At 70.8% G+C, this 25,431-nt stretch carries 24 protein-coding genes and 3 pseudogenes; 12 read left to right on the forward strand and 15 right to left on the reverse strand.

The genetic code is table 11. The features are described from left to right. The first annotated feature begins 285 nt into the window (after positions 1–285). Together RM445_RS25225 and RM445_RS25230 are read left to right on the forward strand one after the other, a co-directional pair. Positions 286–1,041, forward strand: coding sequence for an FAD-binding oxidoreductase (locus RM445_RS25225; RefSeq protein ID WP_311559334.1), 756 nt, complete (start codon positions 286–288; stop codon positions 1,039–1,041). Between the two features lie 287 nt (positions 1,042–1,328). Next, positions 1,329–1,709 carry a BBE domain-containing protein gene (locus tag RM445_RS25230; protein ID WP_311559399.1) on the forward strand — a complete coding sequence of 127 codons (381 nt, stop codon included), beginning with the start codon at positions 1,329–1,331 and terminating at the stop codon, positions 1,707–1,709. 5 nt (positions 1,710–1,714) lie between these two features. Here the strand turns inward: RM445_RS25230 and RM445_RS25235 are convergent, their stop codons facing one another. Together RM445_RS25235 and RM445_RS25240 are read right to left on the reverse strand one after the other, a co-directional pair. Beyond that, positions 1,715–2,527 carry an N-acetyltransferase gene (locus RM445_RS25235; protein ID WP_311559335.1) on the reverse strand — a complete coding sequence of 271 codons (813 nt, stop codon included), beginning with the start codon at positions 2,525–2,527 and terminating at the stop codon, positions 1,715–1,717. Continuing rightward, a complete protein-coding gene (locus RM445_RS25240) occupies positions 2,524–2,769 on the reverse strand; it encodes a hypothetical protein (protein WP_311559336.1) in 246 nt (81 codons plus the stop codon). The genes RM445_RS25235 and RM445_RS25240 overlap by 4 nt, the downstream gene beginning before the upstream one ends. 923 nt (positions 2,770–3,692) lie before the next feature. On the opposite strand from RM445_RS25240, the gene RM445_RS25245 reads away from it, so the two are divergent. Continuing rightward, positions 3,693–3,827, forward strand: a complete 135-nt coding sequence (locus RM445_RS25245) for a hypothetical protein (RefSeq protein ID WP_311559337.1) — start codon at positions 3,693–3,695, stop codon at positions 3,825–3,827. Between the two features lie 441 nt (positions 3,828–4,268). After that, a complete protein-coding gene (locus RM445_RS25250; RefSeq protein WP_311559338.1) occupies positions 4,269–4,529 on the forward strand; it encodes a hypothetical protein in 261 nt (86 codons plus the stop codon). Between the two features lie 656 nt (positions 4,530–5,185). Here RM445_RS25250 and RM445_RS25255 read toward each other — a convergent pair. From RM445_RS25255 to RM445_RS25285, 7 genes and pseudogenes are all read right to left on the reverse strand, one after another. Beyond that, positions 5,186–5,920 carry an IS3 family transposase gene (locus RM445_RS25255; RefSeq protein WP_311559339.1) on the reverse strand — a complete coding sequence of 245 codons (735 nt, stop codon included), beginning with the start codon at positions 5,918–5,920 and terminating at the stop codon, positions 5,186–5,188. Beyond that, positions 5,917–6,213: a transposase gene (locus RM445_RS25260; RefSeq protein WP_311559340.1), complete on the reverse strand. Its 297-nt coding sequence runs from the start codon at positions 6,211–6,213 to the stop codon at positions 5,917–5,919. Before RM445_RS25260 ends, RM445_RS25255 begins: the two co-directional genes overlap by 4 nt. 30 nt (positions 6,214–6,243) lie before the next feature. Then, positions 6,244–6,480, reverse strand: a complete 237-nt coding sequence (locus RM445_RS25265; RefSeq protein WP_311559341.1) for a hypothetical protein — start codon at positions 6,478–6,480, stop codon at positions 6,244–6,246. Positions 6,481–7,024: 544 nt separating this feature from the next. Continuing rightward, positions 7,025–7,807, reverse strand: coding sequence for an alpha/beta fold hydrolase (locus tag RM445_RS25270; RefSeq protein ID WP_311559342.1), 783 nt, complete (start codon positions 7,805–7,807; stop codon positions 7,025–7,027). 393 nt (positions 7,808–8,200) lie between these two features. Beyond that, positions 8,201–9,665, reverse strand: a pseudogene (locus RM445_RS25275) (peptide MFS transporter). A 15-nt stretch (positions 9,666–9,680) separates the two neighbouring features. Continuing rightward, complete coding sequence (locus RM445_RS25280; RefSeq protein ID WP_311559343.1) at positions 9,681–10,166, reverse strand: hypothetical protein; 486 nt, start codon at positions 10,164–10,166, stop codon at positions 9,681–9,683. A 21-nt stretch (positions 10,167–10,187) separates the two neighbouring features. Then, entirely contained in the window at positions 10,188–11,024 is an 837-nt protein-coding gene (locus tag RM445_RS25285; RefSeq protein WP_311559344.1) for a PrsW family intramembrane metalloprotease, read from the reverse strand. Positions 11,025–11,210: 186 nt separating this feature from the next. Here RM445_RS25285 and RM445_RS25290 point away from each other — a divergent pair, with 186 nt between their 5' ends. Continuing rightward, entirely contained in the window at positions 11,211–11,729 is a 519-nt protein-coding gene (locus RM445_RS25290) for a DUF1269 domain-containing protein (RefSeq protein WP_311559345.1), read from the forward strand. A gap of 13 nt (positions 11,730–11,742) precedes the next feature. Here the strand turns inward: RM445_RS25290 and RM445_RS25295 are convergent, their stop codons facing one another. Next, the gene (locus tag RM445_RS25295) at positions 11,743–14,658 is read right to left on the reverse strand and encodes an AfsR/SARP family transcriptional regulator (RefSeq protein WP_311559346.1); all 2,916 of its coding nucleotides are present in this window, start codon (positions 14,656–14,658) and stop codon (positions 11,743–11,745) included. A 431-nt stretch (positions 14,659–15,089) separates the two neighbouring features. Here RM445_RS25295 and RM445_RS25300 point away from each other — a divergent pair, with 431 nt between their 5' ends. From RM445_RS25300 to RM445_RS25330, 7 genes and pseudogenes are all read left to right on the forward strand, one after another. Further along, entirely contained in the window at positions 15,090–16,421 is a 1,332-nt protein-coding gene (locus RM445_RS25300; protein WP_311559347.1) for an MFS transporter, read from the forward strand. Positions 16,422–17,362: 941 nt separating this feature from the next. Next, on the forward strand, positions 17,363–17,737 hold the full coding sequence (locus RM445_RS25305; protein WP_311559348.1) for a cupin domain-containing protein: 375 nt from the start codon (positions 17,363–17,365) through the stop codon (positions 17,735–17,737). Beyond that, positions 17,734–18,198, forward strand: coding sequence for a MarR family winged helix-turn-helix transcriptional regulator (locus RM445_RS25310; protein ID WP_311559349.1), 465 nt, complete (start codon positions 17,734–17,736; stop codon positions 18,196–18,198). Before RM445_RS25305 ends, RM445_RS25310 begins: the two co-directional genes overlap by 4 nt. Positions 18,199–19,027: 829 nt before the next feature. Further along, positions 19,028–20,068, forward strand: coding sequence for an App1 family protein (locus RM445_RS25315; RefSeq protein ID WP_311559350.1), 1,041 nt, complete (start codon positions 19,028–19,030; stop codon positions 20,066–20,068). A 343-nt stretch (positions 20,069–20,411) separates the two neighbouring features. Further along, positions 20,412–20,522 (forward strand): annotated as a pseudogene (locus tag RM445_RS25320) (NAD(P)-binding domain-containing protein); the annotation flags it as partial. Between the two features lie 30 nt (positions 20,523–20,552). Next, positions 20,553–20,945 carry an NAD-binding protein gene (locus tag RM445_RS25325; protein WP_311559400.1) on the forward strand — a complete coding sequence of 131 codons (393 nt, stop codon included), beginning with the start codon at positions 20,553–20,555 and terminating at the stop codon, positions 20,943–20,945. Continuing rightward, the gene (locus RM445_RS25330) at positions 20,945–21,697 is read left to right on the forward strand and encodes an HpcH/HpaI aldolase family protein (protein ID WP_311559351.1); all 753 of its coding nucleotides are present in this window, start codon (positions 20,945–20,947) and stop codon (positions 21,695–21,697) included. Before RM445_RS25325 ends, RM445_RS25330 begins: the two co-directional genes overlap by 1 nt. On the opposite strand, the pseudogene RM445_RS32505 reads toward RM445_RS25330, so the two are convergent. The 5 genes and pseudogenes from RM445_RS32505 to RM445_RS25360 form a co-directional block, all read right to left on the reverse strand. After that, positions 21,602–22,084 (reverse strand): annotated as a pseudogene (locus RM445_RS32505) (protein kinase domain-containing protein); the annotation flags it as partial. The gene RM445_RS25330 and the pseudogene RM445_RS32505 overlap by 96 nt on opposite strands. Before the next feature lie 464 nt (positions 22,085–22,548). Further along, positions 22,549–23,727 (reverse strand): FAD-binding domain, encoded by a 1,179-nt coding sequence (locus RM445_RS25345; protein ID WP_311559352.1) that lies wholly within the window; start codon positions 23,725–23,727, stop codon positions 22,549–22,551. Between the two features lie 68 nt (positions 23,728–23,795). Next, positions 23,796–24,203 (reverse strand): VOC family protein, encoded by a 408-nt coding sequence (locus tag RM445_RS25350; RefSeq protein ID WP_311559353.1) that lies wholly within the window; start codon positions 24,201–24,203, stop codon positions 23,796–23,798. Positions 24,204–24,342: 139 nt separating this feature from the next. Next, entirely contained in the window at positions 24,343–24,753 is a 411-nt protein-coding gene (locus RM445_RS25355; protein WP_311559354.1) for a GlcG/HbpS family heme-binding protein, read from the reverse strand. A gap of 141 nt (positions 24,754–24,894) precedes the next feature. After that, on the reverse strand, positions 24,895–25,332 hold the full coding sequence (locus RM445_RS25360; protein WP_311559355.1) for a hypothetical protein: 438 nt from the start codon (positions 25,330–25,332) through the stop codon (positions 24,895–24,897). Positions 25,333–25,431: the final 99 nt, after the last annotated feature.

Genomic DNA, 25,431 nt, shown 5'->3' on the forward strand with positions numbered 1-25,431 from the left:
GCTCGGCTGGCGCGAGCTGCCCATCAGTAAGCGGGAGCTTGGGCGCGACTTCGGAGCGTGGTTCTGTCAGGACGCGCCGGGGTGCTCGTCGTCGAGCGCAGGCAGCGCCGGTGGCGATGACCGAAGGTCTTGACGCCTTCTGTGCCGTGAGTAGCGTCGCTCACCCGACGGCTTCAGCCATCGTCGAGGGCGCGGGCTGTATGGGGACGGTCTGGTCGGGTGGCGTCCTGCCGACGCGTCTGCTGCAGGCGGCGGGGTTCGAGCCGGGAGTGGGTGAGCAGCAGCATGAGCGTGGGCACGTCGGGCGCAGCAGCGCGAAGCATCGCGGCCGAGATCACCGGTCAGCTCCAGACGGGTTTGCGCGGACAGCTGATCCGTCCGGCCGACGCCGACTACGACCTGGTCCGCCAGGTGTGGAACGGCATGGTGGACAAGCGTCCAGCGCTCATCGCCCGGTGTGCCGGGGTTGCCGACGTCGTCGCCGCGGTGCGGTTCGGGCACGAGCACCGGCTGCCGATCGCGGTGCGCGGTGGAGGCCACAATGTGGCCGGAGCCGGGGTCTGCGACGGCGGATTGGTGATCGACCTGTCGCAGATGAACGGGATCCGGGTCGACCCGCAGCGTGGCACGGTCCGTGCCGAGGGCGGGGTCACGATCGGCGAGCTGGACCACGAGACCCAGGCGTTCGGTCTTGCCGTGCCGATGGGTGTGGTGACCGCGACCGGGATCGCCGGGCTCACCCTCGGCGGCGGGTTGGGCTGGCTGCGTCGCCGGCACGGGCTCAGCTGCGACAACCTGATCTCCGCCGACCTCGTGACCGCGGACGGCCACCTCGTCACCGCAGACGAGCAGCACACCCGGAGCTGTTGTGGGCCCTGCGGGGCGGTGGTGGAAACTTCGGCGTGGTCACCTCCTTCGAGTACCGGGCACACCCGCTCGGGCCGCAGGTGTACCTGGCATTCATCATCCATTCAGGCGCGGATGCGGACGCGGCCCTGCACCACTACCGCGACTGGGCGGCTTCGGCGCCGGACGAGGTGAGCTCGTTCGGAATCTTGTGGCACGCACCGGAGATGGAGGAGATCCCGGTCGAGCACCACCACACCCCCATCGCGGTGTACCTGGCGGTGCACTGCGGCGAGCAGAACAAGGCCGAGCAGGACCTCGAGCCGCTGCGCCGGTTCGGCTCGCCCATCGCCGATCTGTCCGGTCCGATGCGCTATCTGGACGTTCAGGCGTTCTTTGACGCCGACTACCCCGCCCACGAGATGCGCTATTACTGGAAGTCGCACTTCCTGCGCGAGCTGCCCGACGAGGCCATCGCGACGATGGTCGAGCTCAACGAGCGGGCCCCGTCACCGCACTCCGCACTCGATCTGTGGCAGCTCGGCGGCGCCTTCGCCCGCATCGGCCAACAGGACACCGCGTTCGGGGACCGCTCCGCGCCCTTCCTGATCGGGATCGAGTGCAACTGGGAACACGAGGCGAATGACGCTGCATCCATCGCCTGGGGCCGGGAGGTGTTCGACAGGCTGCAGCCGTACGCCACCGGCGGGCAGTACGTGAACTTCCCCGGCCTCTACGAGGACAACGACGCCATGGTGCGCGGCGCATTCGGGCAGAATCTCGGCCGGCTCACGGCGATCAAGAAACAGTATGACCCGACCAATATCTTGCGGCTGAACCACAACATCGCGCTCGGCCAGTAGGCGAGCTACCGGGCGGGGCGCAACCAGGCGGACCAGCGTTCCACGGCCAGGAAACCCATTCTCGAGTAGACCGGTCTGCCGTCGTCGCTGGCGATCAGCACCGCCGGGCGGTCGGGGTCGGCAAGGGTGGCCGCCCACGTCACCGCAGCGCCCGCGCCCCGACCGCGCGCCGCGGGAAGTGATGCGACGTATTCGACCAGGGTGACCCCCGCGGCAGAGTGAGCGGCGGCCATCGCGACCGCGACGCCGTCGAGCCAGGCGATCCAGAGCCGGGTGGCCGTCCGCAGGAGCGTGGGGCCCAGGAGGTCTCCTGGTGCGAGCGGATCGAGCTCGGGCATGGGGTAGCCCTCGACCAGGACCCGCTCGGCAACGGCCAGCTCGGCGGGATCGCGGATCTCGCGGACTTCCCCCGACCACCGCGGCAGGGGTGTAGGCGGAGCGGGGAACCGCACCATCAGCGGTGGATGCCCGATCAGGACGAGGCCGTGCCCCCGTAGGTCCGCTGTCGGCCACGGGCTGAGAAGCAGGTAGGGCACAGACGGCGGGATCAGCGCGCCGATCTCCCCGAGCACGTCTTCGACATGCATCAACGGCTGGGTCAGCACGACCGGGTTCGTCAGCGCGCCACGATCTCCGATCCAACCTCCGGCCCAACGCGCTGCTGATCGCCACGGCCGTCCGGCCGCAGCGGCGACGGCCACCGGCCAGGAAGCGTGCACCAACACCGCCTGACGGACCAGGGTGTCCTCCGCCGGCACATCTGGTTCCCACCCGGTCGTCAGGTGCTCGCCCTCGGACGGAACCACCGACGAACTCATGCCCTGACCATGGCCGCACTGAGCGCCCCGAGCAAGACCCGCCTCCAGGCCACGACACCGGAAGCCACGTCCGAGCCGCCGCCACCGGAAGCCCCGATACCGACCGCACGGGTCGGCTCCACCACCGGCGCCCAGAACGGCGAGTGGTTCGACGGCTGCTCCGCCACCGCCGCCATCATGTCCTCCACACTCCGCACCGCGGCGAAGGCAGCCGGGTCCGCCCCACCGACCAGCCAGTACACACAGGGCGCCCCACTCCCTGCGTCCGACGTGGCCGGGCGCCGCCCACCCTTGATACTCCGCCTCGGCGTCGCGCAGCGGCGGCGGGACGACCGAATCTCATCGAGCCTGGGCTCACCCAGTGGCCACCGTCTCAGCATCTACCGCTACCTGGGCGGGTCGCCAGCCCGCTCACGTCAGCCGGATACGGCTGCCCCGCCGCCTCCTCGAAGGGCACCGATGGCGCTACGGCCAGCGCGGCCGAGGTCGGTCCTCCTGGCCCGCCGCGGATGGTGGCGGGAGTCCGGTGATAGATGTCGCGACGTAGATGGCCAGGATCTGCAGGAGCATGGCCGTCAGGGCGTGCGGCCCTCCGCGCACTCGAAAGATGGCGATAGTTGCCCTGCGACGTCTGCCTGCGGTCCCTTCTGTGGTGTCGTATGCGGCAAGGACGGTCCGTCGGTGCCGCTCGCGAAGACAGACGTTGTGCGCTGGGCGAGCGTGCGTGTAGGCCAGACGCCGGCCCCGTCTAGCCCGGGCGGCGGCTGCCGAGTGGCGTCACCGGCGGGCCGCAGGAGGCCTGCCCGCAGGACCGGCAATATCTTTGCCGTGATGGTCAACCCGGACGGCTCGCCGGTCCGGCGCATCGAGTCTCACCCGTACGCCATGGGCGCAATCGATGCGGCCCGCCGCAACCCGACCACGCTGTACGACTCGCGAAGCGAGGTGCGGGTGTACGCCGACGGGTGGCGTGATCAGGATCCGGACCGCCCGGTACGGAACGCACTGCACCCAAGGTGGCGGTGGTTGCGGTGGGTCCGGGCGTGGCGCCGCCTGCGGGCGGTAGGCGCGGGCAGGCCGGATGATGTCGTAGCCGACCCCCCGTCGCCACCGCATTCAGCCGGTCAGCAGGGGGCATCACAGGGACCGTCAGACCCACAGCGATTTGCAGCTTCTCACGAACCGCGCCGTTATCGAGCGGGCCGCGGCGCGACTGCGCCGCGCCCCGATCATGGACGCCTACGCCGCCGCATTGGGTAGGCAACTCATGGCCACCCTGGCGGTGTGCTGGAAGAAGTAGCACTGCACCTCGGCCATCTCAACGACGACGGAGATGCCGTGCTCGGCGCGGCCGTGGTGGAGCACTGTCGTGAACTGCTTCTGCGACCACGACCGGGCGGGGCGACCGAGAACCTTCTAGTTGACGGTGTTGTCGATGGTTCCCCGCTGATGTAGACCGGTCGGCGGCGCGATCCAATCCCCGGCTGGACTCTTTCGGGGGTGAACTGTCGGCCAGCAGGTCGTGACGATCAAATCGGTGGTGCCTGCTGGGCGTCGGGGAAGATTCTCGGGCGCGGTGACTCCGCCTACGGCAGCCGCGCGGCGGTCCGCGCGCCATCGAGTGGGCCGGCGACAAGTGGCCGGGCATAGCAACGGCTAACGGGTGTTCCGGCGATCCAGGTGTGCCGGGCGATTAGCGGCCAGGAAACGGCCAGCTCATAGCACGCGACATCCCACCGTGATGATGGTCAACCCTGACGGTACCCGGCGCGAGATCGGCCCAGATGACCGCCACACGATCAATCCGTACACCCTCGGCCAACTCGACGCCCAGCGCCAGGTTCCGCGGCCCCCGCTCTACGACAGCCCTGCCGACGCGCAGCGGTACGCGGCCGGTTGGCTCGAGCACGACCTACACCGCCCCGTGCCGAACGTGCTGCACCCGCGGTGGCGATGGCTACCCTTGATCCGGGTGTGGCGGCAGCTGCGCAGGCGGCGGTAAGGGGCAAGATCCACACACCCCTTCCGGCAACCTGAGCGGCAGTAGGTCGCTGACGGCATCCCCAATCCGGCCGTCGTCCGATCCACGAGCGCCGGCGATGATCACGGCGACGGAATCACAGCGGCGAGCACCGACCTGCCCACCGCCCTGCGTGCCGGTCGTGATGTGCAGGGGTGGGGGAACGGTGAGGACGGCAGGCGACCGGTTCGACCGCGCCGCCCGTGCCCCAGCGAACACCCGCAGCAGCTGGGTCCGTGGCGGGGCAGCTGCGGATGCTGGCACGCCAGCTGCTGACCGCCCGCGGTCGGGCTGGCCGCGACGCGGTCGTACCGGCCGTGATCAGCCGGCTCGCCACCGTCACCGATCCATGATGGCCAGATCCCGGCAACCGTGCTACGGCCGTTTGGAGCTGAGGTTCGATCGTTCCGGGGACCCGTGCCTGATCAGTACCGCCGTCTCAGACCCCTGCAAATAGACTGCGATTGTCGGCAACCCCGATCTGTCCGGCGGGAGCCAGCGCGTGACGGACCGGTCCGGCGTGGCGTCGAACGACGTCGTGTACCACTGGGACGGGTCGACGTCAGCGGCTTCGGTAATCGGGTCCCAGAGGTCGGGCCTGCCTGGCGTCCCCATGGAGGCGGTGACCAGGTACTCGATCAGATCTGTGCCGAGTACGTGCGGCCGCGTCGTCGTCGCCCCCTCAGCCTTGGCCCGGGCGCAGCGCTGGCGCGACGAGGAGATCCCGGCGATCCGAGGTGTTGCGTCGGCCGGTTGAATCCGCCCTCGCTGCCCTGGTCGGTGTGTAACACCACCCCGGCGATCACTTCTCGGCCGCCGCGAACCGCGACCGCCATCGCCAGCGCCGCGTAGGCCAGCTTGGCATCGTGGTGTTCGGACAGGGCGAACCCGACGATCCGCCGCGAGCCCATGTCCAACACCGAGGCCAGGTGCAACTTGCCCTCACCGGTGGCGATCTCGGTGCCATCGCCGTACCAGCGACGGTTCAATCCGTCGGCGGCGAACCGGCGCCCGACCAGGTCCGGGACCCGCCACCGGCCTTTGCCCGGGCGGGTGGTGTGCCGGCGCCGTCGCGGCGGCCGGGCCCGCAGCCCGTGCTCGCGCATCAGCGTCGCGACGGTGTTCTCGCTGACCCGCCCGCCGGCAGCGCGCAGCTCGGCGGTGATCCGCGGCGAGCCGTAGCGGCCGTGGTGGGCGGCGAACAACCTGGCCACCTGCGCGGCCAACGCCGCCCGCCGGGCCTGCCGCGGGGAGGGATCCCCGTCGCGCCACTTGTAGTACCAGGCCGGGCTGACCCCCAACGCCCGGCACGCGGCCGCCGTCGGCACCCGGTGCTGCGCCCTCTGGGCGGTGATGAACGCGGCCACGCTCACCGGCCGCCCATCGCCTCGCGCACCCAGAGGGCCACCGAGCGCTTGAGCACATCACGCTGCATCGCCAGCTCGGCGTTCTCCCGCCGCAGCCGCTCCAGCTCCGCGCGCTCGTCCTCGCTCAACGGCCCGTTCCCGGCGCCGGGGGCCCGCTCCCGCGCGCACCAGTTGCCCAGCGTGCCCTCGTTGATCCCCAGCTCACGGGCCACCCGCGCGATCGGCTTCCCGGTCTCCCGCACGATCCGCACCGCGCCCGCCCTGAAGTCCTCATCGAACTTCCGCCGCGTTCTTGCCATCGCCCCTCCCTTATGAGCGATGTCTCCACGCTACGAGGGGAAGCCCACGCCGCCAGCCGTGCAGGCCCGGCTACCGCTGCACGCCCTCGCCTTCGCACTGTGCGTGCGTTGTCGCTTTCCCGGGTGCAGGCGGTCGACGCAGTCGCCGGCGAAGACGGCCACGTCCCGTTTGCGATGCCAGCCGACGGCCTCGAGGCCGAGCCCGGCGCACGCGGTGATCTCGGTGGTGTGGCGCTCGGCGGCGCGGCGCTCGAGCCCGGTGTGCACGACCACCGCGTCCCGCGGCTCAACCGGTTACCCCGCCGTGGCGTTCGGCCTCGTCGAGGTCTGCGGCGGTCACAAGGCGGTCCTCGTCGAGCCACGGCACGCCTCGGGGCGGCGGCGACGTCGAGCAGGACCCCGCGTGTGAAGATGCCCTCGCGCACGGCATGGATCGAGTTCCCGCGCAGCCCGTCGTTCGTGACGATCTCGTCCTGCCGGCGCCCGTTGTAGCCCAGCCGTCGAGGTAGACGTGCCCGAGCGCGTCGAGGTGGGTCTCCACGCCGTGGATGTCCAGATGGACGCGGTCGCCGGTGGCGTAGGGCAGTCACCCTCGTTGAGGTGCATGACGTGCCACACCGGTCGGGGGTTCAGCGACCGCTGGACGGTGTCGACGTCGCTGCCGAGCGACACCGAGACACCCTCGACGACGAGCGTGCCGCGCGGCGGCGCACGTCTGGAGTGGTGATGAGGTTGAGGGTGTCCAGTTCGTCGCCCCATCGCCCGGCGTTCGACCAGCCTGCGGCCGCCTGCGCCATCTCGGCTCGGGTCGTCACGGGTGTGCCCCCAGGACCGTCCGGGCGACCTCGTCGGGCCGCTGCAGGGGAGCGAGGTGCCGGGCGCTGGCGATGACGCGAAACGATGCGTCCGGCAGGGCGTCGGCGATCCGGTCCATGTGCTCAGGGGCCGCGACCCCGTCGTGCTCGGCGGCCACGACGTCGGTCGGGACGGCGATGCGGGGTAGCTGGGCGAGGGCGTCAAAGGTCGCGATCATGTCGAGGGCGTCGGCCCACCGGGAGCGGTCGGCGGCGTGCAGCCACGCCCGCACGGTGGCCGCCGGTTCCGCGTCCGCGGCCAGTTCGTCGGGGGCGAACCAGCGGGCCAAGCTCGCCTCGACGTCGGCGGTCCCGTCGCGCAGGCCCCGTGCGGCGGCGGCGAAGGCGGGGAACGGTGATGCACGGGTGCAGATCAGCGAGAGCCGGTTGACCCGCTGCGGGTGGTCCAGTGCGACCTGCTGGGCGATCTGTCCGCCCCAGGAGTGTCCGATCACGTGGACGTCGGGCAGGTCGAGGCGGTTCAGCACGGCGACGACGTCGTCGGCCAGCCGCCCGTAGTCCGGCACCGGCGTGTCGGCGGCCGCCCCGTGTCCGCGCAGGTCGAACCTGATCGCCCGGCACGAGTCGACCAAGGTGTTCACGACCGGCTGCCAGGCGCGGACGTCGAACGGGGTTCCGTGCAGCAGGACCACCGGCGGACCGTCACCGTCGTCGAGCAGGACGGTGCGGTAGCCGGGCGCGACCTCGAGCAGCTCGTGCGATTCTGGTGACTCGATCATGACGGCCTCTCGGCGATGGTCGCGGTGTGGGGCGGGGTCAGCTGATCCGGTGTGCTCGTCGTGAGGGTCAGGTCGAGCTGGACCCCGTGGCCGGTGTTGGTGGCACTGAATGTTCGGCGGACTTCTTCGAGATCGTCGTCGGGTAGTCCGGTGCGACGGTGCCCCCGTTGTCCGCGGTAACCGACACGACGGTGAGGTCCGTGTCGCTGTCGTTGGTGAGCACTTGCGTCAGAGAGTACGTCTCGGGCGGTACCGCGGCGGGCAACGCCCGCGTGCAACAGGAGGGTTGGCCGCGATCCTCGCGTTCCTCGAACGCCACCTCGTCACCCCTGATCGGCGATGCGCAGCTCCCACTCCAGGCAGGACCGGGTTGCTGCCACGCGCTGGCCACGGCTAGCGCACCCCCTCCATCAGGCGGTTCACCTTCGGCGCGATCAGCGCGAGGACCGCGCCGAGCACGATCGCGACCGTGCCCAGGATGGCGAAGTACGGCGCCTCGTCGGCCGGATCGAAGTAGTCGGCCAGCACGCCCGACATCGCCGTCCCCAGCGCCACCGACAGGAAGAACAGCGCGACCATCTGCGTGCGGAACGCCGCAGGCGCGAGCTTCGTCGACAGCGACAGGCCGATCGGTGAGAGCAGCAGCTCGGCTACGGTGAAGACGAACAGGATCCCGATCAGCCCCAGCAGCGGCGCGCTGTTCGGCCCGCCGCCGGAGATGGGCAGGAACAGCAGGAACGCGACGCCCATGATCGCGGTGGCGAGCGCGAACTTGATCGGGCTCGACGGCTGGCGCGGCCCGAGCCGGGTCCAGATCGCGGCGAACGTGCCAGACAGCAGGATGATGAACACCGGGTTGATCGACTGCACCCAGGCCACGGGCATCTCCCAGCCGAGGATGTGCCGGTCGAGCCGCTGGTCGGAGTAGATTGTCACCACCGTGAACTGTTGCTGGTAGAGCGACCAGAACGCCGCGCTGCCGACGAACATCGGGACGAACGCGAGCACGCGGCGCCGCTCGACGGGCTGCACCTGCCGGCTGGACAGGATCACCGCGAAGTACACCAGCGTCGCGATCACGCTCAGTACGACGACGAACCCGGCGAGCCGGTCGGCGGTGAGCAGCCCGGTGAGCACGAGCACAAAGATCAGCAGCACGGCGCCGATCGCGCCGCCCGCAACCAGCCGCAGCTGCGAGTGCGGCAGCGGGTTCGGGACCACGCGGCCCGGCCCGTGCAGGTGCTTGCGCCCGAAGGAGTACTGGATCAGCCCGAGGGCCATGCCGACCGCGGCCAGGCCGAAGCCGTAGTGGAATCCGCGGCTGTTCTGCAGGAGCCCGGTGAGCAGTGGCCCGACGAGCGCGCCGAGGTTGATGCCGAGGTAGTACAGCGAGAAGCCGGCGTCGCGGCGCTCGTCGCCCTCGTCGTAGAGGGTGCCGACGAGCGAGGTCGCCGTCGCCTTGACCCCGCCGCTGCCCAGCGCGATGGCGACGAGCCCGACGCCCACGCCCAGCAGCCCGTGCAGCACCGGGAGCGCGATGTGCCCGCACATCACGAGGATGGCGCTGGCGAAGAGTGTCGACTCGGCGGGGATCAGGCGGTCGGCCAGCCAGGCCCCGAGGATCGTCGACAGGTACACCAGCCCGCCGTAGGCCCCCGACGATGCTGGTGGCCGCCTTCTGGTCGATCCCGAGGCCGCCCTGTGCCGCGGAGTAGTACAGGTAGATCAGGAGGATGCCCTGCATGCCGTAGAAGGAGAACCGCTCCCACATCTCGACGCCGAACAGCGTCGCGAGCGGCCACGGCTGGCCGAGGAACGTGCGCTCCTCGCGGAGGCGCGGGGCGGGCGCGTCACCCACCGAGCTGGCCACGGCTCAGCCCGCCGCGGGCGTCTTGTCGGACGTCCGCGCGCCCAGCGGCTTGGCGCGCCGCCAGATTAGCTCCGCCTGGAAGGCGACCATCACCGCGATCATCACGAGGATCTCGCCGAAGCCGCCGTCGTCGCTGATCTGCAGGAAGTAGCAGGCGGTGCCGATGGCGAACTTGACCACGACCAGCCCGACGAACAGCCCGATGGTCAGCGGGGTGCCCTGCGACCAGACCCGGCCGTCCTCGGCCCACAGCGTGGTCAGCCGCCCGCGGGCCAGACCGACGGCGGCGCTGAGGCCGAGGCTGACAACGAGCAGGAGCCATTCGACGCCGCTGTCGGGCCGGGAGAACCCGCCGACGGCGAATCCGACGATCCCGTAGATGATCGCGAGCTTGAAGCGGGACCCGCCCACCACCTCGTGCCGACGGGTCTGTTGGTAGATGGCGTAGCCCGTGAGGGCCAGCAGGGCGACGATCGCAAGCGGTGACATGGCGACCTCCGGTGGGTGGGCTCAGCGTGCCGCGTGGTCGGGCACGGTGGAAGGGGCCGCGGCGCGGTGGACGGTCCGGCCGAGGACGGCCAGGCTGACCACGGCGACGCCCGCGGTGAGCAGCAGGTTCGGCGAGCTGTCCCAGGCGGTGTGCAGGGCGACGGCGATCGCGAAGGCGCCGAGGAACCGGCCGACGGCCCGGCCGGTCCAGCCGGCCTCGGCGGCGGCGAACAGGGCGGCGGCCGCGATCCCGGTCCAGGCCATGTGCCCGGCCGGGCTCATGACTCCGCGCAGCAGCAGGACGTCGACGGTGTCGGTGATGCTGCCGCGCGACTGCAACAGTGTGGTGAATGCGTAGCCCATGGTCTCCAGCGAGGCGAACCCTGCACCGGCGGCCACGCCGATCAGCAGTCCGTCGGCGCGTGTGCGGTAGCGGCGCAGGAACAGCAGCACGGCGAGTGGGATCAGCAGCTTGCTCGACTCCTCGATCAGCCCGACGCCCACCATTGGCAGGACCCCGAGGTCGCGCTGGGTGTCGAACTCAAGCGTCCCGGCGACGACGGTGCCGATCACCCCGCCGAAGAACGCGGACGTGACCACGACGGTTGGGGTGACGTCGTAGGCGAGGCGGCGCCCGTAGACGAAGGCGAGGAAGGTGGCCGGCACGACTGCGGCGCCCAGCAGGATTGCCGACGGCACGAAGTTCGGGTTCTGCGTAGCGACCAGCACGCGCTCGACGGCCACGAACAGGACGGTGCCGACGGCCAGGACGGCGATCCAGCCGTGCCGGCCGACGGCGGAGCGGGGTGACACGAGGGGCCTCGTGGTCGTGGTCGTGGTCGTGGTCGTCGGAGTCATCGGCGTGCGCCTCCTGTGCGGTGACGGGACGGCGGTGACGATCCCGCGGCGCCGTCCAATTCCGTTCCAGTCCGCGCGGCCGCAGCGGCATCTGGTGGCGGCCGGGTTGGAGCGGGGTTGGCACCGGCCGGAGGAGGGTCCCGGTCGTGCGGCGGAGAGCCCGCCCCCTGATCCGGGAGAGACCCGATGACGACGGCCACCACGAGGCAAGGCACGACGAGCACGCTGAGCATCTGGAAGTTCGACACCCCGCAGGGCGCCGAGACGGCGCTCGGCATCCTGGAGCGGCTCCAGGTGCAGCGCCTGGTCGTCGTCGACGACGCGTCGGTCGTGACCTGGCCCGTCGGCCGGCGCCGGCCTCGCACCTACCAAGCTGGCTCCTTCGCCGGCGCGGCGGCGCTCTCCGGCGCGTTCTGGGGGCTGCTGTTCGGCTTGCTGTTCCTGCTCCCGCTGGCGGGCCTCGCGCTGGGTGCGGCTGCCGGCGCCGCGGTCGGCCTGACCCGCATCGGCCTGTCCGACGAGTTCCTGCAGCAGATCCGCGACAAGATCACCCCGGGCACGTCGGCGCTGTTCCTGCTGACCCACGCCGCCGTCGTCGACCGGCTCGCCGAGGCCTTCGCCGGCGCCCACGCCGAGCTGCTCGTCAGCAACCTGAGCCACGACGAGGAGGCCGCCCTCCGGCAGGCGTTCGACGCCGACCACTGAGGTCGACGGCCGCCTACAGGTCGCGGGCGAGGTCGGCGAGGGTCAGTCGGCTGCCCTCGGCGCTAGCGCGGTCGGCCGCGCGGCGGTCGAGGCGTGCCGTCGCCCACTCGAGGAGCGTGCGGGTGAGGTCGTCGCGGGGCCAGGACAGGCCGTTGAACCGGTGGTGGCTGCGGGTGGCCGCGTAGAGTCGGACGGCCCGGTCGGCCTCGCCGGCTGCGGCGAGCAGGTTGGCGCGCAGCCCGAAGGCGGCCGCGGCGTTGCGGTTGCCCAGCGCGAGCTGCTTCGCGATCATGCGGTCCGACCAGCGCAGGCCCTCGGCCGGCGCCCCGGCCGCCAGGCACACCACGGCCGTGCGCATGGCCGTGATCCAGGCGACGTAGTTGTTGCCGAGGGCGTCGGCGCGGTTGTGGAGGTCTGCGCAGCGGCTCAGCAGGTCGGCATCCGTCGCCGCTGGCGCAGCGTCGACGAGCACGACGTGCAGCGCGCCCAGCTCGGTGAACAGCCCGAGGTACTCGTCGCCGGTGCGCCGCGTGAGCCGGTCGAGGTGCGCGACGGTCTCGACGAGCCGCCGCCGGTCCGCGACGACGTAGAGCGGACCGGCCGCGAGCTGCGCCAGCGTGTCGCCGACCACGAGGGGGTTGGCATCGTCGACCGCCGACCCGAGGGCGGCCATCCCGGCGTTCAGGTGTGGGGCTGCGAGATCGCCTCGGTTCTGCAGGCAATGGAAGCCCCCCAGGAGAAGCCGCGCGAGGCCGCGCTCGAGGGGACTGGCCCGCTCCTCCTCGGCGACCGCCCGCTCGAGCCACCGCCGCCCCTCGACGAACATCCCGCGGTAGTACCAGTACAGCGCGAGGAAGGGCATCGACCTGACCCCCGCTGCCGCCGGGGCGTCGACGAGACTGTGCTGCAGCGTCGCCCGCACGGCGGCCAGGTCGTCGTCGACGGCCTCCAGCCACGCCCGCTCTGCCGCGACACCCAACCGGGGCCGGCCGCGCACGAGCCCCTCGGTCCAGCGGTCGCGACGCTCCGCCGCCTCTCGCCCCTCGTCGCCCTCATGCTCGGCCGCGTGACCCGCGTGTCCCCGGACAGTCGCGAGCTGCGCGAAGCGCGAGAGGCCGCCGGGACGCAGCGGGCCCAGCGGCTCCAGGAGCGACCGGTGGACCAGCCGGGTCAGTCGGTCGACCACGTCGAACCGGTGGTCCGGCGTGCCGACGAGGGCGGTCGCGAGGTCTGCGGTGAATGGCCCGGGCGCCGCGGAGAGCAGGCGGTGCATCCGCGCCTCGTCGGCGGGGAGTAGCCGGTAGCTGCCGTCGATCGCCTCGCGGACCGTGCCCGGCCGCCCGGGTGGGGCGCGCCCGATCCGCGCGAGTGAGCTGGGATCGGCCGTGACCTGTGCGGTGATCTCGGCCAGCGTGCAGGCGCGGGCCCGGGCGGCCGCGAGCTCGAGAGCCAGCGGAACCCCGTCCACAGCGGTGGCGATGGCGGCCGCGTAGGCGAGGTCCTCGGCGCTGCGCGCGGTGAGCCTGCCCGGCGGCGTCGGTAGCCGCTGCAGGAACAGCGCGACGGCGGGGGCGGCGGCCGGGTCGCGGGCGTCCGGGGCGGGCAACGCGAGGGGGTGCAGGTGCTCGACGTGCTCGCCCTCCACGTGCAGCGGCTCCCGGCTGGTCGCCAGCACCGCCATCTCCGAGCCCTCGACGAGGAGGTCTTCCACGAGCTGCGCAGCGTCGTCCAGCACGTGCTCGCAGTTGTCGAGCAGCAGTAGCATGCGCCGCTCGCGGGTGAGCGTGCGCAGCGCGTCCGGTGCCGACCCGGCGGCGGGGACGGCGACACCGACAGCCGAGGCGACCGCGTCCAGTACGCCCGCGGCGTCGACCGCGGACGTCAGGCTGACGTACCAGACCCCGTCCGGGAACGTCGCCGCCGTAGCGCGGGCGACCTCGGTGGCCAGCCGCGTCTTGCCGCAGCCGGCCGTCCCGACCACGGTCGTCAAGGCGTGCGCGGTGACCACCCCGGTCAGCCGGGCCAGCTCGGCGTCTCTGCCGACGAGCGGGGTTCGCCGGACGGGCAGCCGAACCGCCGCGGGAACAACCGGCACCGGGACGGCCGGCGGGACCTCGTCGGCGGCGCGCCGGCACGGCCCGGCGGGAACGGGGTCTTCGGCGAGGATCCGGGCGTGGACCCCGCGGAGCTCAGCGCCAGGCTCCACGCCCAGCTCGTCGCGTAGCAGCGCGCGGACCTCGCGGTACGCGGTGAGCGCTCGGTCGGTCCGACCGGCGCAGTGGTAGGCCCACATCCGGTGGGCCCACAGCCCCTCGCGCAGCGGCTCCTCGGCAATGGCCGGCTCGAGCTCCACGAGCGCGCGCTCCGGGTCGCCGACCGCGATCAGCGCCTCGACCCGCCGCTCCTGGGTCTGGCTGCGCAGCTCCTCCAGACGGGCCACCGTCGACGCCGCCCACGGCTCGTCAGTGATCGGGGTGAACGGGCGGCCGCGCCACAGCGCGAGAGCCTGGTCCGCGCGGCGCAGCGCCCGGTCGGGCTGGCCGCCGGCGAGCAGGTCGGCGGCGTCGGCGGCGAGCTGCTCGAAGCGCAGGGAGTCGACCTGGTCGACCGTCACCACCAGCCGGTAGCCGCCGTGGTCGGACAGGAGCAGCGACGACGGGACGCCGCGCGCCCGGTGCGGCTCGAGCACCTTGCGCAGCCGCCACACGTGCGAGTCCAGCGTGGACGACGAGCGCGGCGGAGCGTCCGCGCCCCACAGCGCCGCTGCCATCGCCTCCGGCCCGACCCGGCGGTCGGCGTGCACGAGCAGCACCGCCAGCGCCGAGTCGAGCCGCGTGCCCCCGACCGGGCGCAGGTCGCCGTCGTGCTCCACGAGCAGGGTGCCGAGGTCCCGGAACCGGACGGTCGGCGGCGCGGCGGTGACCGACACGGCGGAACGCCCCTTTCCCCGGCCGACCGCGAGGCCACTCGTCCCCGCGAACGGGAACGATCCTGCCCGGTCACCGCTGATCAAGCCAGAACGACAGTAGTGATTTCAGTGCACGAAGAATCACACTGACCTCATGGGACCACCGGCACAAGGGCCGCGAGATGCTGACGGCACGCTCGCCAACCGGCAGCACCCGAGCCCGCGCTGCCGAACCAGCTGACTGGCGGAACGAAGCGACCATGGAGCCCTGGACGCCACCATCACCGCCCTGGACACCGCCGGTAGGCGGACATCATGGCTCCCGCCTCGGGCGTCAGCGGGCGGCGGTGGCGGGCTCGATACGGACGTCGAGTTCGCTCCGAGCCGACGCCAACCGCAGTTCAGTGGGCGCTTGAAGGGCGACGCGCCGGGGGATCTGCGACAGTGACGACGTGGCTACCGGTAGGGCGGCCGCCGGGCCGTGGTCCTCGACAACAGTCATCGCGTGGGGGGTGTGGAACGCCGGTGCGGCCGCGTACCACGCGGTGATCCTGACCTTTGTCTTCTCGGTCTACCTGACCAGCGCTGTCGGGCGGGATCTGCCGGGACCGATCAGCGCCGACGCCTGGCTCGGTTACGCCATGAGTGTTGCGGGGCTGGTCGTCGCGGTGCTGGCGCCGGTGACCGGCCAGCGCGCCGACGTGGCCGGGCGCCGCAAGCGGGCCACGCTCGTCTGGACGGCGTTGACCGTCGCGTCGATGGCGGCTCTCTGCACGATCCGCCAGGACTGGCACTGGCTGGCCCTCGGCCTGGTGCTGCTCGGCCTCGGGTCGGTCTTCGCGGAGCTGGCATCGGTGTCCTACAACGCGATGCTGTGCCAGATCGCCACCCCGGCGACCATGGGTCGGGTCAGCGGCTTCGGCTGGTCGATGGGCTTTGTAGGCGGCATCGTGCTCCTGCCCGTCGTCTACGTCGGTCTCATCGCGGGCGACGGCGGGCTGGTCGGGGCGCCGACGGCGGACGGGTTCAACATCAGGCTGGTCGCGCTCGTGGCCGCCGTGTGGTTCGCGGTGCTCGCCGTGCCGCTCTTCGTGACCGTCCCCGAGATGCCACCGGCGGCCGACGCCGGAGACCGCCCCGGGGTGTCTACGTCCTACCGGCAGCTGGGGCGTGATCTTCGCGAGCTCTACTCGGTCAACCGGCCCGCGCTGTGGTTCCTCGGCGCAAGCGCGCTCTACCGTGACGGCCTCGCCGCGATCGCCACCTTCACCGCAGTGCTTGCTGTGAAGGTGTACGGCGTCGACGCGGCTCACGTGCTGCTTTACGGCGTCGCCGCCAACGTCGTCGCGGCGGCGGGGGCGCTCGCTGGCGGGGTGCTGGAGGACCGCGTCGGGTCCAAGACGGTCATCGTCGGCTCGCTTCTCGGGCTGCTCCTCAGCGGAGTTGTGCTGTTGTTCGTGTCCGGCCCTGCGATGTTCTGGATCCTCGGGCTCATGGCTGCCGTCTTCCTGGGGCCGACCCACTCGTCATCACGCACGTTCCTCGCCCGCCTGGCCCCGGCCGGCCGGATAGGTCAGCTCTTCGGGCTCTACGCCACCACCGGACGAGCCGCCACCTTCCTCGGTCCCCTGCTGTTCGGCCTGTTCATCGCGCTCAGCGGAGAGCAGCGCGCGGGCATCGTCGGCATTCTCCTCCTGCTGCTCGCCGGACTGCTGGCCCTGTTGCCGGTACCCGCGAGCCCGCCGGGCGGATCGCGGCAGCCCGTCGCGCGCTCTCACCCATGAGGCTCGCCGGTCGCCAGCGCCGCCGTCTCTGAGGATCAGTGTGCGGTCGAGGAGTTCGCGGCGGACGCTACCGACGAAGCGTTCGGCGATCGCATTGGCCCGCGGCGCCCGCACTGGTGTCTTGATGATGCGGATGTCGGTGGCGGTGAACACGGCATCGACGGCGTCGGTCAACTTGGCGTCGCGGTCCGGATGAGGAACCGGAACCGACTCGTGTCGAGGTGGAACAAGTCGCGGGCAAGGATCGCATGGGCCTGGGCCCGCAGGAACTCGGTCCAGGATGGCCCGGTCCGACGGGGCGAGGGGTCGCTGCCGGCGCGGTGGAGGATGGTCCAGACGGTGCAGGCGCCGATCTGGTAGTGGAGGCCGGCGAGTTCGCCGTGGATATGTCGATATCCCCATGTCGGGTTCTCGGTGGCCAGGCGGAGGACCAGGGCGCGCAGGCGGGCGGGGATGGCAGGTCGACCAGGTCGGGCCGCTGGGTGGCCCAGCGACGGGTGATCAGCTGGCGGTGCCAGCGCAGTATGGTGGCCGGGGTGACCAGGAGCGCGAGTCGTCGGTGGAGCGGGAGCAGTCGGGTGAGGGCGGTGATCAGGGCGCGGTCGGTCCAGGTCATCGGCGGGCGTGGCGTGCGACGTTGAAGTGTTGCGAGCTGGTGGCGCAGCACGAGGATCTCGATGTCCTTGGTCGTGTCGGACCGGGTGCTCAACACGATCCAGCTCAGAAGATTGATGAACACCTGGTAGATCAGCCGCAGCGCCATCACCGGATCGTGCCTGGGCGCCTACCGCGGGCGAACGGGCAGGTCACGGGCTGTGCGCGCAGTTTCGGGCACCCACACGGTCCGGCACCGTCGATTGTCAACCGGATTGACGGTATCGAGCGGAACGGGCATACTCCACACATGTCAATCTGGTTGACTAACTGAGGAGTGTCTCGTCATGTCTGTCGTGCCTGCCCCTGCCGCGCCCACCCACGAGCTGCCCGGCGTCCGCTTCACGGCACTGGTGTCGCCCACACGCGGCTCGACCGACACCAGTGTGTGGCTGGTCGAGATCGACCCCGGAGCTCCACCTCGACCGCACGAGCTGACCCGGGAGGAGATCTTCGTCGTCCTCTCGGGATCCGCAGCGGTCCGGATCGGGGAGTGTAGCCAGACGGCAAGGTCGGGTGACGCGATCGTCGTACCCGCCGGAGTGCCGTTCGCGCTCGCGCCCGACGGTGACCAGCCGCTGCGGGCGCTGTGCTGCCTGCCGGTCGGTGGCCAGGCGCGGGTGCCGGGCGAGGCGCCGTTCACCCCACCATGGGCGGCATGAACGGATCCTCGGCCGTGCCCCTGGCACGGCTGCTCGCGATGGCCTACCGGTTGCTCGTTGATGACCTGCACCGCGAGCTCGCCGCACGCGGCTGGGCCGACGTGCGGGTGGCGTTCGGGTTCATGCTGCTCGCCTTGCGCGACGGCGCGGCATCACCGCGCACGCTGGTGGCGACCTTGGGCACCAGCAAACAGGCGGTGTCTAAGCTCGCCGAGGCGATGGTCGAGGCCGGTCTCGTCGAACGTATCGCCGACCCTACGGACGGGCGGGCGCTGAACCTGCAACTCACCGAGCGTGGCCACGCCCTCCTTGGCGACGTCGAGGAGATCTACCGCGACCTCGAGGCGGAATGGGGCCGGACACTGGGTGGGAACGGCGTCGAGTCGTTGCGTCGCGACCTCGACACCGTCATCCGTGCGGCCCACGATGGCGCGCTACCCCCGGTACGCCCGTCACCGTGACAACTGCCTGCCCTGCCCACGCTGCTGCTGGCACGACCGGCCCCTGCGGATCCGCTGAGGGAGCGTCATGCGACGACTGACAGCCACGACAACCGAGAGATCCGCGGAAGCCAAGTTCGGCTTATCCCGGTCACTGAGGTCGGCTTGACCAAGCAGGAGGCTCGACGGGAGGCGCGATGAGCAACCTGCATGTCTACCGCGTTGACGAGCTAGGAACACCTCGTGAGCAGCGGTCGAGCTACTCCTTCCCACTGGGGTGAACGTCGGCGGCGGCACGCTGGACAAGGTGCGGGTGCCGAACCTCGCCGTACTTGCGTTCGTCCAGTCTCGGCAGCCGCGGTAGCGCGGCCAGTATGGCCGGGACGGCTCCGACACCTGCTGTTACCGGCCCCTGTCTCGCCGTGGCAATCGCCCGAGCCTCGATCGTGACTGCCGGCGACGCCGTCGTGGCGTTTCCTTACGCCGGCACGCACCGCACTTCACCACGTCGATCGCGTACGCCGCGGACCGTCGGCTCGGCGCCACCGCCAGGGCCTGCTCGCCACCGCCCGCCAGCTCGCCGGGCGACTCCCGCCGCCCGCGCCCTTCGGCACGGGGGCGAGTATGTTCGCCGGCGCTGCCTCCGCCTGACCGGCTGGCCCGGACGGCTGCGAGCCGCCGCGCCACTCACGGGGCGTCATGCCGTGGCGTCTGAGATGGGCGGCGTCGAGTGGGCGATGCGCGACGTTCGCCTCTCGGGGCTCGACCTCGAATGAGGCGCCGGGAAGCGTGTAGGTGGTGGGCCAGGAGGCAGACCGGTGATTCCCGTGTTCTTGCGTGTTGGTGAAGAATGATCGGAATGCAGCTCCGCGAGGCGTTCGTACCGGGTTCGCACCGCGCGGCTCTGGTGAAGGAGGGCGTCCAGGAGTTCCTCGAGCCGCGGCTGCGGCAGCGCGGCTGGGGGGACACGATCGTCCCCTACGCGGGCTACGGAACGACGTCCTGGGTGCGCGTCATGGCGCGCGTGTTGTTGCGCCAATCGGAGCAACGAGGGGGGCGAGTCCGAGCGGTTCGGGGCTGGCGCAGCTTCGCGACACTGCCCGTCGCCGACGAGGTCGTCGTCATCGACGTGGGCGACCGGCAGCACGAGGTGCGGACGGATCGCGGTGGCTACATCGACGTGGTCGTGGAGGCTGATCTCGAACCCGGGTGGCGCAGCATCCGGCTGCGTCGAGCGGGAGCCGATCAGGTGGAGGCGCCCGTGCGCATCCTTGCGCCGGACGTCCGCTTCGCCGTGGTGTCCGACATCGACGACACCGTCATGGTGACGGCACTGCCGCGGCCGTTGCTCGCGGCGTGGAACACGTTCGTCCTCGATGAGTATGCGCGCGCACCGGTTCCCGGAATGGCGGTGTTGTACGAGCGATTGGTGACGACGCACCCGGAGGCGCCGGTCTTCTACCTGTCGACCGGAGCGTGGAACGTCGCGCCGGCGCTGACCCGCTTCCTGTCGCGCAACCTGTATCCCTTCGGTCCGCTGCTGCTCACCGACTGGGGTCCGACCACCGATCGCTGGTTCCGGAGTGGGCAGGCCCACAAACGAGCCACACTCGAACGGCTCGCCGCGGAGTTCCCGGATGTCCGCTGGTTGCTCGTCGGCGACGACGGGCAGCACGACCGGGAGATCTACGACGATTTCGTCGCGTCACATCCGGACAACGTCGCCGCAGTGGCAATCCGGCAGCTGTCCCCCCAGCAGACCGTGCTCGCCGGTAGCCTGCCGGTTCACGCCCCCGGTTCCGCCTCAGCGGATCGGCACGGGCGGCCGTGGATGTGTGCGCCCGATGGTGCCGGCCTGGCCCGCCAGCTGAGCGAGGCCGGTCTGCTGTAGTGCGGCACAGCCCCTGGGCCCGCCCGGCATGTCGACGACCAACGGGCTTCAGCCGCTCGGCCTGGCAGTGCCATCGGGATTTCGGGCCCACGACGAGGGAGGCAGGCCCCGCCCGCCGGCTCGACCTGGGACGTCGGGTTCGCAGTCGACTTTCATGCACGACGAGCAGTGGCCTTCAAGCTGCGTGATCGGCTCGGTGACGAGCTCACACACCGAATCAACTGGGCGGATTCGGCGCTGAACCTGCAGGGCGACCGACACCTCGCTGCTCGGGCGGCATCTGCGATCCACGTGTTCTGACCTGCTCGACGTCCGGTGACGAGCCCGCCGCGACGCACCCGTCAGCGGCGGCGACAAGGGTGCGGAGAGCGGCACCTTGTCGATCATGGTCGGGGGTGACGTCGCCGTCTTTGAGCGCTGCCGCCCGATCCTGGAGGTCCTCGGCAGCCGGGTCGCCCACGTCGGAGGCAACGGCGCCGGCCAGGTGGTCAAGTCGTGCAACCAGACCCTGGCCGCCGCGACGGTGAGTGCGCTGGGGGAGGCGCTGGTGCTGGGCACGAAGGCCGGTGTGGACCCGGCGAAGATCGTCGAGGTGCTCTCCGGCGGCTACGCCCGCCGCGGTGCCCTGGAGATCCGCGGCGAGGCGATCCTCGCCCGCGACTTCACACCGGGGTTCAAGAGCGTGCTGCAGCTCAAGGACCTGCGTCTGGCGGTCGAGCTCGCCCATGGCATCGGCGTGCCGACGCCGCTGCTCGCTCTCGTGCAGGAGCACTACAAGGCCGCACAGGTCATCGCCTCCGGCGAGGAGGACCACACCAACGTCTTGAAGGTCTCCGAACAGCTCGCGGGTGTTGAGGTCCGAGGAGGTGCCCAGTGATGATCGACCCGACGTGGAAGGACGGGCTGCAGACCGAACCGCTGCTCGGCTGCTTCGTCACCTTCGCCTCCCCGGCCAACTGCGAATTCACCGCCGAGATCGGGTTCGACTTCACCCTGATCGACAACGAGCACGGCCTGATGCACGACGAGACCCTGGAGAACATGGTCCGGGCCTCGCAGGCGGCCGACTGCCCGAGCATCGTGCGGACTCCGTTCAACCAGCCCGATTACATCCGCCGCGCCCTCGACTTCGGCGCCAACGGGATCCAGGTGCCCCTGGTCAACGACGTCGCCGACGCCCACAAGGTCGTCAAGGCCAGCCACTTCCCGCCGTTCGGTGAGCGCGGCGTCGCCTTCCAGACCCGACCCGCGCGGTACGGGATGGTGTCGGACAAGGCGGCTTACCTGCGCGATGCCGACCGCGCCAAGCTGGTGGCGGTGCACGTCGAAACCGTCGAGGCGGTTGACCGCCTCGACGCCCTTCTCGAGGTCGAGGGCATCGACGTGTACTTCGTCGGCCGCAAGCGGCTCGGGAAGTCCCCGCTCACCCAACGCGAAGGTCGCTGCAGGCTCGGCCGCGATACGGGCGAGGTCATGGGCGAGGCCACCGGCGGACTGGCAGCGGCGGTCGGGTTCCTTCTCGAGGAGCCGGCCGATCACTGCGCCGAGCGCGGGTGGCATCGTCGGTACGAGCTCCGCGAGAGGGGTCGGCTCGCGCGCCAGAACGTCTCGCCAGTTCCGACGCGTTGACCTTGGCGAACGGCGGCCGACCGGTCGCAGCTCGTACAGCACGGCGCCGAGCGCATAGAGGTCGGACCGTCCGTCGACGGCCGACCCGGTGCGCCCGGTCTGCTCCGGCGCCAGGTAGGGCAGTCGACCGAGGATCTCGCGGTGGTGGGTGAAGGCCGGTCGGACCTCGGCGATCGTCGTCGCGCGATCGAAGTCGATGAGCTCGACGTCGCCGTCCTTGGCCAGCAGCACGTTCCAGGGATGCACATCGCTGTGCACGACACCCGCCTCGTGCACAGCTGCGACGATCCGGGCCAGTCGTTTCCCCAAGTCCAGAACCTCGCAGGCACCAAGTCGACGCTCAGCGAGCACGTCGGCCAGGACACGCTCGTCACGATCGACGAACACCAGGGTGTGAGGGTCGAGGGTGTGCCGTGTGGTGGCATGAGCTGCACCGCGGGCAGAGTTGACACGGAAGAGGTCACTGGTTCAATCCCACTATCGTCCACCACAAACGGCTCGGTGTAGACGAACAGGGTGCCCCGTGGTCGCAGGCTTGCCAGGCTGCCGTGGAAAGTGGTTTCCGACGCCGTCGTAAACGGCGGCGACGCCCTCGCCGTCGGTGAGCGCACGGACCCGCTCGGCGAAGCCGTCGTACGTGATGCCTGGATCCGCCGGCACGACGGGTCAGCAGCGGTCATTGTTCCCCGGGGGAGTTGAGCCGCCGCGCGGATCGAGGTCCGCGGTTCCTCGCGGGCTCGGCACCGCAAGCCGAGGACCTGGGCGCGTTCGAACCCGATGGTCGCGCCTTCGGTCGTACTCATCGGAGGAGCAGGTCACGAGCTGTGCGCGCGATTCCGGCATCCACGCGCTCAGGCGACCGGCATGGCGGGCAGCTCGACGGCATCACGCAGGCTCCGGCCCATGACGAGATTTGGGATGTGCGGCAGCCCCAGGAGCCGAAACATTGTGTTCCGGACGGCGAGCTGGACCCGGTCTCGTGGCGCGAACGCCAGTCCGAGCCGCTTCGCCGCGTCCTGCTTGGAGCGCAGTAGCGGCGCCAGCCGGGCGTGGTAGCGGGCGAACGCCGTGATGTGGTCGCCGTCGGCATGGGCCAGGTCGGCGGCCAGCACGTAGGCCTCGACCATCGCCAGCGCCGAACCCTGCCCGGCCAACAGCGACGGGCAGGCCGCCGCGTCACCGATCAGCACCACACGGCCGCGGCTCCAGGACGGCATGCGGATCTGGCTGACGCGGTCGAAGTAGAAGGTCCGGGCCTGCCCGATCGCGTCGAGGATCGCCGGTGTCTCCCAGCCGGCGTGTGCAAGTCGGCGGCGCAGCAGTGCCTGCTGCGCGTCGGGGCTGTCCAGTGGCACGGTGCTGCTCTCGCGGAGCGTGACGAGAAACAGCGTGACGTCGTCGTGTAGCGAGATCCGCAGCAGCTGGAATCCCACGTCGGCGTGCATCACCGCGACGAGCTCGTCGCGTGGGCGGTAGTCGGCGACGTCGAAGGCGGCCACAACCATGCCGAGATGGTTCTCGAACCGTTCCTGCGCGCCGAAGGCCAGCAAGCGCACCCGAGAGTGCAGGCCGTCGGCACCCACCACGAGGTCGAAACTCCGCCGCGTCCCGCGGCGGAAGGTCACAGATACGTGGTCGGCGTCGTCGTCGATCGCCTCTACTGTGTCGCCGAAGATGGTCTCGACGCACCCGTCCAGGGCTCCGTAGACGGCCGAGGCGAGGTCCGAGCGGGCGATGGTCACGTAGCGGCCCCCCGACCCCACAAATGCCGACGGCTCGAACGAGGCAATGGGGCGCCCGTCGCGACCGACCGCCCTCGCCTCGAGGAGGTGGTATCCGCTGCGTCTCAACTCGGGGACGATGCCCATCCGCTCGGCGACATCGAAGCCGGCACCCCAGAAGTCCAGGAGGTAGCCACCACGACGCAACTCGGGCGCCGATTCGACCAGCGTCGGCTGATGCCCGAGACGGTGCAACCAGTAGGCCAGCGTGGGACCCGCGATCCCTGCGCCGACGATCAACGCCCGCATGTCATGACCCCGCCCGACCGATCCGACCGGTGGTTCCGTTACCAGCCTAACCGGAGCGCGGGCGCTGCCTACTGCTGTGGGGCGAGATGCGCCTCGGCGCGCGTGGGTTCGAACAGCTCAACCGGGTTGCCGGAGGGGTCGTCGATCACAACCTGTTTGCCGCCCACGCCGCTGATGAGGTCACTGCGCAGATGGACGCCGGCTTCGCGGAGCCTGTCCACCGTGCCTGCCAGATCGGCGACCTCGAGGGAGAACCGGTTCCATCCTCCCGGTGTGGGCAGAGTGCCGTCGGCCATGGCCTGCCCTCCGCCTGGTCCACCGCCGGGTGCGCTGAGCAGGAGACGAAGGTCGCCGCGAGTCAGCATGGCGAAAGTCGGTGCGGGCTGCATCTGCATTTCGAAGTCGAGGTGCCCGCAGTAGAAGGCGAGCGCGGCGTCGACATCGTCGACGATGTAGCGGACGCTGACGGTGGCCATGTGGGGCCTCCTGCTGGACGATGCTCCTGCGCGACGATCTCCTCCGGCACGGCGGCGGCTCAGTCGTCCCGAAGTGCGGGGTGGTTCACGTGGCGTTCTCCCTCGACGACAGCGTGCTCGCCCCGCTCGACCGGGTCTGTCACAGTGCGGCAGCGGCGGCCTCAGCGACGGCTTTGTCCTGTTCGCCTTCGCCGCCGCTGACACCAACCGCGCCGACGATCCGACCGTCCCGCTGCAGCGGGATTCCACCCGCGAAGATCATGATGCGGTTGTCGTTCGAGGCTGCGATCCCGTAGAACTGCTGGCCTGGTTGTGCTTGTTCGGCAAGGTCGGCGGTCGACAGGTCGAAGGCACGTGCGGTGTAGGCCTTGTTGATGGCGATGTCGATGCTCCCGAGCCAAGCGCCGTCCATGCGCACATGCGCGACGAGGTTGCCGCCGGCGTCGACGACGGCGATGTTCATCGGCTGGCCGATCTCGGTGGCCTGGGCCTCCCCGGCGGCGAGGACGCGCTTGGCGTCAGCCAGCGAGACCGTCTGCTGCTCGTTCACTGGTTGCGTCTCCTTGGTGTCGGCCGTGCGGTCAGAGGTGCAAGACGGTGAATCGGACCGCTGGTTGCGAGCCGCAGCCCGATGCCGGCGCTGCACTGCGGCATCGAGCTGCGGCGTCGGGCTGTGGCCGCTGGAGCTGGGTCAGACCAGCTCGGGCACGTCGAGGTGGGCGAGTGCCAGCTCGAACTCAGCTACTTCGGTGATCTCCAGGCGGGCTTCGGTGGAGCCCCGCGCGCGCAACCGCCTGGCCTGTTCACGAGTTCCTTCCAGTGCCTCGCGGCTGTCGAAGGCGACGGTGGTGACGGCCAGCCCGCTCTCGCGGTTGATCAGGAGGCTCACCCCGCAGAAGCCGTCAAAGGTCTCCATCTCGGGCATGAGGGCGATCTTGAAGACGTCGGCCGCACGGTCCACCGCGGCCGGATCACCCCGAAGCCAGGTGACTCGTGCGCCGGCACCGTCTGCGGATCGGTGGTCGCGGTGCATGACGGCGATCTCCCACTCCGCGACCTCGGGTGTACCGCCGAGGACCTCGGCGCCGCGTTGCCGAATCGGGTGCATCTGCGTGGTCGTCGCTCGCATGGATTCGATCGAGTCCCATGAGCTGGTGACGATGCACCGGCCTGATCTCCGGTCGACGATCATTGACATTCCCACGCAGCCGGGCAACTCCCGGCACAT

The sequence above is a fragment of the Pseudonocardia charpentierae genome (assembly GCF_031845345.1).
Lineage (GTDB): Bacteria > Actinomycetota > Actinomycetes > Mycobacteriales > Pseudonocardiaceae > Pseudonocardia > Pseudonocardia charpentierae.

Bases quoted from the DNA above. Each gene is read 5' to 3' on its own strand.
- RM445_RS25305 (WP_311559348.1), top strand. From the start codon at position 17,363: ATGTCTGTCGTGCCTGCCCCTGCCGCGCCCACCCACGAGCTGCCCGGC.
- RM445_RS25315 (WP_311559350.1), top strand. From the start codon at position 19,028: ATGATCGGAATGCAGCTCCGCGAGGCGTTCGTACCGGGTTCGCACCGC.
- RM445_RS25350 (WP_311559353.1), bottom strand. From the start codon at position 24,203: ATGGCCACCGTCAGCGTCCGCTACATCGTCGACGATGTCGACGCCGCG.
- RM445_RS25345 (WP_311559352.1), bottom strand. From the start codon at position 23,727: ATGCGGGCGTTGATCGTCGGCGCAGGGATCGCGGGTCCCACGCTGGCC.
- RM445_RS25330 (WP_311559351.1), top strand. From the start codon at position 20,945: ATGATCGACCCGACGTGGAAGGACGGGCTGCAGACCGAACCGCTGCTC.
- RM445_RS25360 (WP_311559355.1), bottom strand. From the start codon at position 25,332: ATGCGAGCGACGACCACGCAGATGCACCCGATTCGGCAACGCGGCGCC.
- RM445_RS25230 (WP_311559399.1), top strand. From the start codon at position 1,329: ATGGTCGAGCTCAACGAGCGGGCCCCGTCACCGCACTCCGCACTCGAT.
- RM445_RS25270 (WP_311559342.1), bottom strand. From the start codon at position 7,807: ATGATCGAGTCACCAGAATCGCACGAGCTGCTCGAGGTCGCGCCCGGC.
- RM445_RS25225 (WP_311559334.1), top strand. From the start codon at position 286: ATGAGCGTGGGCACGTCGGGCGCAGCAGCGCGAAGCATCGCGGCCGAG.
- RM445_RS25235 (WP_311559335.1), bottom strand. From the start codon at position 2,527: ATGAGTTCGTCGGTGGTTCCGTCCGAGGGCGAGCACCTGACGACCGGG.
- RM445_RS25280 (WP_311559343.1), bottom strand. From the start codon at position 10,166: ATGTCACCGCTTGCGATCGTCGCCCTGCTGGCCCTCACGGGCTACGCC.
- RM445_RS25250 (WP_311559338.1), top strand. From the start codon at position 4,269: ATGATGGTCAACCCTGACGGTACCCGGCGCGAGATCGGCCCAGATGAC.
- RM445_RS25310 (WP_311559349.1), top strand. From the start codon at position 17,734: ATGAACGGATCCTCGGCCGTGCCCCTGGCACGGCTGCTCGCGATGGCC.
- RM445_RS25290 (WP_311559345.1), top strand. From the start codon at position 11,211: ATGACGACGGCCACCACGAGGCAAGGCACGACGAGCACGCTGAGCATC.
- RM445_RS25260 (WP_311559340.1), bottom strand. From the start codon at position 6,213: ATGGCAAGAACGCGGCGGAAGTTCGATGAGGACTTCAGGGCGGGCGCG.
- RM445_RS25285 (WP_311559344.1), bottom strand. From the start codon at position 11,024: ATGACTCCGACGACCACGACCACGACCACGACCACGAGGCCCCTCGTG.